The following is a 708-nucleotide window of genomic DNA, read 5'->3' as shown; positions in this document are numbered from 1 at the left end:
GAATGGTTCGGTCTCGAACAGGCGTCGATGGTCGGCCGGCGCGCCGACACCTTGCTGCCGACGCTCGAAGACGTGGCCTTCTGGTCCGACGTGCTCGGCGGCGCGCCCGGTGCGCTGGACAGCGAAACCGAGCTCGCCCGCCCCGACGGCCGCACCGCCTGCGTGCACCGCCGTGTCGTGCCGATCGGCAGTATCTCGAGGCCCCCAGACCTGTCGCTTCGCGCCAGGCCTCCCGAGGGGGACGGACCGGCTCGGGAACGGCCCGTCGCCGGTCTGAGCGCCGGCCGCGCCGGTGTCAGCGGTTACCTGGTGCTGTTGCACGACCGCAGCGGCGAGTACCGCGCCGAGCGCGAACGCGACTCGTTGCTGGCCGAGCTGCGCGCGACGCTCGAAGCCACCGCCGACGGCATCCTGGTGACCGACCTGCACGGCCGCATCCAGGCCTTCAACCGCCGCTTTGCGACGCTGTGGGCGCTGCCCGAATCGGCGCTGGTCGAACGTGACGACGAAGCGATCCACCGCTGGATGAGCGGCCAGACCGTAGCTCCCGCCGCCTACCAGGCGCGGCTGGCCGAGATCGAGGCGCATGCGCTGCTGTCGGCCGTCGACATCGTGCACCTGCTCGACGGCGCACAGCTCGAACGCCACATCCAGCCGCAGTGGAGCCGGGGCCGGCCGATCGGCCGCGTCTACTCTTTTCGTGAACTG

At 71.5% G+C, this 708-nt stretch carries 1 protein-coding gene; it reads left to right on the top strand.

The window, feature by feature from the left end; translation table 11 throughout:
• The coding region (locus tag AC1DYI_RS37590; protein ID WP_477209140.1) for a PAS domain-containing protein at positions 1–708 on the top strand (708 nt) is incomplete at both ends.

The organism is Ideonella sp. P3_A4 (assembly GCF_056403075.1).
The sequence above is the reverse complement of the archived record's forward strand: the minus strand, read 5'-3'. Positions and strand labels throughout refer to the sequence as shown.